The 6,418-nt window shown below is 63.4% G+C and carries 8 protein-coding genes and 1 pseudogene; 1 reads left to right on the top strand and 8 read right to left on the bottom strand.

What is annotated here, in order from left to right; translation table 11 throughout:
* A pseudogene (locus tag M9978_RS15425) lies at positions 1-89 on the top strand (integrase catalytic subunit); the annotation flags it as partial.
* 31 nt (positions 90-120) lie between these two features.
* On the opposite strand, the gene M9978_RS15420 reads toward M9978_RS15425, so the two are convergent.
* The 8 genes from M9978_RS15420 to M9978_RS15385 form a co-directional block, all read right to left on the bottom strand.
* Positions 121-375 (bottom strand): hypothetical protein, encoded by a 255-nt coding sequence (locus M9978_RS15420; RefSeq protein ID WP_254294722.1) that lies wholly within the window; start codon positions 373-375, stop codon positions 121-123.
* Positions 372-863 (bottom strand): LacI family DNA-binding transcriptional regulator, encoded by a 492-nt coding sequence (locus M9978_RS15415; protein WP_254294720.1) that lies wholly within the window; start codon positions 861-863, stop codon positions 372-374. The genes M9978_RS15420 and M9978_RS15415 overlap by 4 nt, the downstream gene beginning before the upstream one ends.
* Complete coding sequence (locus tag M9978_RS15410; protein ID WP_254294719.1) at positions 863-1,330, bottom strand: DnaT-like ssDNA-binding protein; 468 nt, start codon at positions 1,328-1,330, stop codon at positions 863-865. The genes M9978_RS15415 and M9978_RS15410 overlap by 1 nt, the downstream gene beginning before the upstream one ends.
* Positions 1,327-1,623 carry a hypothetical protein gene (locus M9978_RS15405; RefSeq protein ID WP_254294718.1) on the bottom strand — a complete coding sequence of 99 codons (297 nt, stop codon included), beginning with the start codon at positions 1,621-1,623 and terminating at the stop codon, positions 1,327-1,329. The genes M9978_RS15410 and M9978_RS15405 overlap by 4 nt, the downstream gene beginning before the upstream one ends.
* A 241-nt stretch (positions 1,624-1,864) precedes the next feature.
* Positions 1,865-2,761 (bottom strand): major capsid protein, encoded by an 897-nt coding sequence (locus M9978_RS15400; protein ID WP_254294717.1) that lies wholly within the window; start codon positions 2,759-2,761, stop codon positions 1,865-1,867.
* Positions 2,762-2,797: 36 nt separating this feature from the next.
* A complete protein-coding gene (locus tag M9978_RS15395; protein WP_254294716.1) occupies positions 2,798-3,052 on the bottom strand; it encodes a hypothetical protein in 255 nt (84 codons plus the stop codon).
* The gene (locus M9978_RS15390) at positions 3,052-4,368 is read right to left on the bottom strand and encodes a hypothetical protein (protein ID WP_254294715.1); all 1,317 of its coding nucleotides are present in this window, start codon (positions 4,366-4,368) and stop codon (positions 3,052-3,054) included. The genes M9978_RS15395 and M9978_RS15390 overlap by 1 nt, the downstream gene beginning before the upstream one ends.
* A gap of 11 nt (positions 4,369-4,379) precedes the next feature.
* Positions 4,380-6,071: a terminase large subunit domain-containing protein gene (locus M9978_RS15385; RefSeq protein WP_254294714.1), complete on the bottom strand. Its 1,692-nt coding sequence runs from the start codon at positions 6,069-6,071 to the stop codon at positions 4,380-4,382.
* Positions 6,072-6,418: the final 347 nt, after the last annotated feature.

Below are 6,418 nucleotides of genomic sequence, written 5' to 3'. Positions count from 1 at the left end.
CGGAGGCCGTCCCATCTCCAGTGTCGCCCTCCGGTTCCGCTTCGCTCCACCTACGGCCAACACTGGAGATGGAAGCGTCAATGCACTAACAATCCGCTCGGACCACTCGGTGGGGGCTGGTCAGTTGCGGCGGTAGGGTTCCTCGTCCACGTCTTTGCCTTCAAGCAGATCGGCGGTAAAGCGCTCACACATCGTCGCCAGCGTGGCGGCGTTCAGCAGTAGCAGGCGATCGGCTGGCGACGGGTTGCGGTTGAGCTGCGCGGCGAGATCGGACGCGAGATTGCGAAAGCGCCGGGCTTCAATCGTGCGGCCATCAATCTTGCGCCCGCCGATGATCAGCGGTTCATTTGTGACGGTGTCGAGATCGGGGGTCACGCGGCATCCCTCAGGTCAGCAAGCTCCCGCATCGCGCGGCGGACGCGCTCTCGCATTTGGAGCGACGGCTGGCCTGTCCCGTTGAGCACGTTGCGCACGGTGGCCGGCGAAACGCCGGCTTGGGCCGCGATGTCGGCTTGCGTGGCACCATGCATGGCCGGCTTCGCGACGCCACCGTGCCGCGTGCTGCGATTGCCGCGCCGAATGGCCGGCATCGGCTTACCGCTGGCAACGTATCTCAGGACCGCGCGCCGGGTGCACGCCGGATCAAGACCGGCAAGGTGGCACACCATCTGATAATCGGGGCCGGCGAGCTTGAACCAGTTGAGCGCATCGCGGCGGGCGTTTTCGCGCGGTCCGGTGCGGCAGTCGGCACTATTGCCTAGTGCGTCGATTACCGCATTTGCGATCGTCGCCAGCATCAAGCGGCGTTCCGGCGTTGTGTAGCTCACGCGATCATCAAAGGCACGCAAGGTATGGGGCAGCATCAAAACCGCACCTCAGCGATGTTCGCCGAGCTGGACCGCAGAAAGGGTTCGATAAGGCGGCGGACATGCTTGGGAAGCTCGTCGGCGACATGGGCGAAGTGCATCACCATGCTATCGCCGAGCATGCGTTGCATAATGGCGGGGCCGCCGGGCAATTCGCCGGTGGCGAGCAGATGGATTGCCAGCTCCACCGTGGCGGCTGCGATCGGCGCCGGTATCTCGGTTGCGAGCGGATAGCCTTCCGAGCAGCGATCATCGATACGCGGCCATGCAAGCGGCTGCGATGAAACCGCCTTGCGCCCCTGCCATTGCAGGCGGTCGAGCAACGCAGTTGCAGTCATCAGGGCTTGGGCGCGTGCATCGCCGCTGGCAGCATTCCAAGCGCTCGCAAACAGCCGCTCGCCGGCAAGGGCGTTGGCCGCTTCGATCGTCACATAGGAGTTTGTGCCGGCAGTAGGCAGGATCATGACAAATAGACCTTGGAGAGGGTATCGGGGCCGGATGTGCGGCGCTCGGCGCGGATGACCTTGAGCGTTTCGCCGGCCGGCAGTTCGAACGTGTCGCCGATGGCGATCATGCGGGGATGGTTGAGAAGCCAGATGACCGCCGAAGCATCGCCCATCCGCTCGCGTAAGGCCGAACTGATGATGCTGCCCGGCGTGTTCAAAACACGCGCGCGGTGCGCCGTGCTGCCGGTGCTTGCCTGCCTGCCGTGAATATCGCGGGTAGGCGGCAACCAATGCCGAACTTCGGCTGTCATTAGTGGTCGGATGGCGGCGACAAACATTGTTGGATTCTCGTGATGGAAGGGGTGCCGACCACGCTCCCAAGGAGGAGGGAGCTGCCGGCTTTCGGGGTTATTGCAATGCGCGGACACTCACCGAATTGTCCGCCCCGGATGTGAGCACACCGGGCCGCTGCTTCCCCTCGCCGATGCGCGCCGCCAGCAATCACATGGCGCACCGGAAATGAGGGAAAGCCTTCGCTGGCGGCGGGGTTCGTTAGGCGAGCTTCACGCCCTTGAGGCGGGCTGCGCACTTGGGATGTTCCAGCACGATCGTATTGTAGTGCTCGACGCGGGTGCGGAATGCCGGCTTGCTCTGAAGCTCCCCGAGATCGCGAACGCTGATCGGCGCAGTCTGCGCACCGAACATGCCGTCGGCCCCGAAGCGGACGGCATAGATGCTCGCCGTATTGTTCGCGGTGCCCTGCGTTTCATCGAAACCGAGGATTACGGTGCCCTGCGCGTCGTCCTCCACAATGCCGAACGGCACGCCGTAATACATATCTACTTCGCGACCGAGATCATCCTTTGCGATCGTGAGCGCACCGATGTTGCGCGCCATCGCACGCACTTGCTGGCGCAGCTTCTTGTTCATGAGCAGCAGCGACGGCGTGCCAGAAACCGCGTCAACGAGGTCGTCCAGCATCGCGAACGTCAGCGTGCCGCCATTGGTGCCGGCGCTGATGACCTGCCCCCCGGTGAGGCGAGTGTTCAGGCCATCGAACTCTTTGACGTTGGCCGTCGCATCGCCATCGAACACGGTTTTGAGGTGCGAGAGCGAGAGCGCCTTGACCTTCATAGCGTCATGCACGGCGCGGGTATCGTTAGCGCCGGTGCTCCACGCGATCAGTGCGGCGTCCACGTCCAGATCGCCGCCGAGAATCTTGAGCGGGTCGGCGAGCTGATTGATGACGCCGGTGGATTCGTCATAGGACTCGTTGATGCCACGAAACGCGATGCCGGGAAGGGTCTGTTCGCGGTTATAGACATACGCCGCGCCGGCGATGTTCTGGAACGGCATGTATTGCATGATGGGGTTGGTGCTGGCGAAAATCTCCACAACGCCGCTCTGAAGCGCGTCGGGGTTCAGCTTCGCCCATTCGGTCTGCGTCAACATTACTTGAAATATCCTCTCGGGGGTTCGTGCGCGTTACTTCGAGTATCCGGCTGCCAAGCGCGCATAGACTGGCAGGGCGGACGTATCGGGGGCCTTCGGCGTTATCGCCGGCGGTGGCGTGTCGGTGGCCGGGACCGGAGCGGGGGCTGTCGCCTTGGCTTCGTTCAGCTCGGCAAGTTGGGCGAGCAGCGTCGCGAGCTGACCTTTGATCGCCGCCAGCTCGCCGGCGTGATCGATCGCCGGGATTTCCAATTCGGGTGCCGGGGGCGGCTTGGTTTCGTCGGTCATTATGCTACCTCTCGTTGGGGTGCCGCCAACTCAGCGGCTTCGTTGCGGCGGCGTTGCAGCTCGCGGAATGCGGACTCGCGGTCGGGGAAGCCGTCAGGGTTCGTGTTCATCAGAACATCGACCGGCGACCACACACCCAACTCGCTTTTGGTTCGGGCGTTTTCGAGCGCTTCGGCCTCGCTGAGCTGATCCTGTTGCTCCGCGAAATCGACGCCCACCGTCGCGTCTTCGGCGATGGTGCCGGGACGATGCGTATTGACCACGGCGCGCAGCACTTCGAACAACCGCGCTTCCATCGTGCGCGCCTGTGCAATCTGGTCCTGCCGCACTTCCTTTAGGTCGAGCCGGCCCGCATGCTTCGCCGAGCCGGATTCTGCGACCTTGGAGAGGTCGAAAACATCGCTGCCGACACCGTGCGTCGCGGCGGTTTGCCGCATGACGAACTCGATCGCCGAGAGGATCGATGCGATAGGAGCGTTGGGGGCCGCGAAGCCGAATTGTCCGCCTTGTGGCAGCGCGACGGCACGGTCGGGGCCGAATTGCAGAACTTCATTTGCCGAGATGCCGGAAGCCCATGCTTGCCCATGCGAGTGCAGCTCGACCGCACGCCAGAGCGACGCCAGCGCGACGTTGACCGCATCCTGAGCGGCGAACAGGTCGTCACCGCCCGGCAGCCAGAACGAGTCATCGGGAAGCCGATCGAACCACGGAACGAACGGCAACACACCATAGGGGTTGGTAGCACCGGGATTCCCCGGCACCGGTTTTGCCGCGCCGCGATGGTTCAGCAGCCGGAAGCCGTTGGGCGTCCAGTCCGCAAAGGTCGTGTCTTCGGCACGCTCTCCGGGGTAAGTGACAATGATGCGCTCGGGATGCTCGGGATTGGTGCAAACCACATCCAGCACGTTCGGCGTGAGCACGTTAAGCGTGGGCGTGCCGGTTGCTTCGTTCCAGCCGACTTGAAGCGCGACCGTTTTGCAAACCTCAAGATAGCGGCTGGCCTTCTTGAGCACGGCATCGGCATTCATCGCCTTGTAGAGCGCGTCACCGGTTGCCTGATCGATGCCGGTGAAGGTGCGGCGGGGCGGCATGCGGTAGGTGCTGGCGCGCTTGTCTGCCACGGCGCGAACCATGTTGACGCTGAAGATGCGGAATTGTTCGGGCTTGCTAAATCGCTGCGCGATCAGCCGATACGTCGCGTCCTGTTGCCGGTCCCAATAGTAGGACAGGCGCCGCGCCGTATCGTTTTTGCGAGCGCGAGACGCGGCGGCGATGCGAACAACATCGGTCGTGAGGTGGCGGGGGAAGCCGAGCAAAATTCTCTCCGTTACCGGGGCAGCGTGTGCGCGCCGGTGTTGCGCAGCTTGCTTATGATGAAGGGGGCGAGGTCGAGCGGGACCAGCGGCGAGCGTGCGAGGTAAGCACCGTGGAGCTGGCGAGCCTCGCCCATTGAACGGCATGCGTCGGCGCAGGGCGGGACGTGCTCGCCGCCGTTCAACGCGCAGTGCGTGATGCTGGCACCGATGCCGGTGCAGTTGACGCCGGCTATCTCGTAGGGGTTCAGGGTGACAGAGCGCAGCGAATAGACCGCCCATGCCAGCGCATGAACGAAGTCGTCATGCCCGCCGCGCGGGTGACTGAATTTCGGGACAGCCGCTTCGCCATCGGTGGCCTTGCCGTCTTCGTGGACTTCGAAGGCGCGCAGCTCGGCGATCAGCTCACGGAATTTGGGGTGGATGTGCAGGCGGCATTCGGCGGCGGCCTGATAGAGCGCCAGGAACGCCGCATACTTCGTGCGGCGCGAGGGATGCACTACCTCAGTGCCCGCACTGTAGGGGCGCGTGCCAGCCCAATCGGCGATATCCTGCGCACCGTAGGATTCGAGCACCAACCGCTTCATGCCGTGTGCGCCATGATAACCATCGAGCCGGTTCTTGATGCCGGCCATGCGGCTGAACGGCACCGACTCCGCATCGAGCACGTAGATGTGCTCTTCGTCGTCGATCGCGATCTTCGCGACGCATGCCGTTGCCGTTTTATCGCCCCGGACGGTGCCGCCGAAAGCTCGGTCGAGGCCACCGCCAACGATCGACGCGGAACCCGCCGCCAATGCATCGAGAACGAGGGGGTAAGCCTCAAGGCAAGGGTCGAGCACGGCGGCGGGAAACAGCAGGTTCGCGGCGTCACCCCAGCGGTTGAGGTGCAGCAAGGCGAACTTGTGCGGGAGCATCTGGCGAGCGAGGGAGCGCAGCTTCGCGGGCGCAATCCATGCCGGCGACTTGGCGCATGCGTCGTCCAGATCGGTATATTGAATGTGGCTGAACGCGATCGACGTATCGGGGTCGGTCGCATGGGTCGCGGCCTGATACAGCTCCCACAGTTTGGAACTCTTGGGCGCGACCGTGGAGTCGATCAGCAGCAGCGAGCCGGTCGTGTCGAGCAGCGAGCCGGCGAGGGCTTCGAACACATCATCGCCGCCGTTCTTAGCGGCGTGAATTTCCGAGATTTGTGCGGCGCTGAGCTTTTTGCCCCAAAGCGCAGAGGGGTTCGAGCTGAAGGCTTGAATGACGCTGCCAGTGCTCGGCAGCTCAATGCGGTCGGCGCCCACCTTGATCGTGCCGGTTGCCACAAGTTGCTTGAGCAGCGGCGTGTGCTCGAAAGTCTGCCGGATCGTGCGGAACGCGGTATCGACCACCTGTCGTTCCGAATTGGCGACAACTGCGATGTTCTCGGCGGTGCGAGTCAGGAAACGCCACACGAGGATCATGGCGCTAGTGAGAGTTTTCCCATGCCTCCGAGGCCAACAGAAGATGGCGATCGAAACGCCGGTGCCGTCCAGCGCCTTGACGATCTCGGCGCGTTCAATGGGGCCGGGGTTAAAGGGGATGAACCCGCCGGTGCCACTCGGGACGCGCGGCTGCACGTCCGCCAGAAAGCGGAAAAAGCCGTCGCTGCCGTCGCGCCATGAGGCGATCGACGCGGCAAGACTCGGCTTGGACGTGGCGGCGGAAGCGGACAAGAAAACACACCAGATGAGGGGTTGGGAAGCGCTGCGTCACCTGAGACGGTGGAAAGCGGTTCGCCGTTTGCGTCCGGCTTAGACGGCCCGTTGATTGGGCGGGACCGCATAGGGTCCAATCGATGTGTGTTGCTGCCTAACGGCGCTACGCGCCTAGCGGCCCAATAATTTCCGAGAGCGCGCGCTTAAGGTGATCGCCGCAAACCTCCCGTTAGCCTCCGGGGTGAGGGATGGTAACGCCATCAATCGTTTTCAATTTCGCAAAGAATACCAGACATCGCGGAGACGAGCAAGAAAAATCGAACTTTTTGCGGGACCATGGGACACGCCGGGGGCAGAATGGAGGC

The organism is Sphingomonas tagetis (assembly GCF_024211275.1).
GTDB lineage: Bacteria > Pseudomonadota > Alphaproteobacteria > Sphingomonadales > Sphingomonadaceae > Sphingomonas > Sphingomonas tagetis.
Note: the sequence above shows the minus strand (reverse complement) of the source record. Positions and strands in the feature narration are given on the sequence as shown.

Excerpts from the sequence above, each read along its gene's own strand:
- M9978_RS15415 (WP_254294720.1), bottom strand. The coding sequence starts at position 863 with ATGCTGCCCCATACCTTGCGTGCCTTTGATGATCGCGTGAGCTACACA.
- M9978_RS15410 (WP_254294719.1), bottom strand. The coding sequence starts at position 1,330 with ATGATCCTGCCTACTGCCGGCACAAACTCCTATGTGACGATCGAAGCG.
- M9978_RS15405 (WP_254294718.1), bottom strand. The coding sequence starts at position 1,623 with ATGACAGCCGAAGTTCGGCATTGGTTGCCGCCTACCCGCGATATTCAC.
- M9978_RS15395 (WP_254294716.1), bottom strand. The coding sequence starts at position 3,052 with ATGACCGACGAAACCAAGCCGCCCCCGGCACCCGAATTGGAAATCCCG.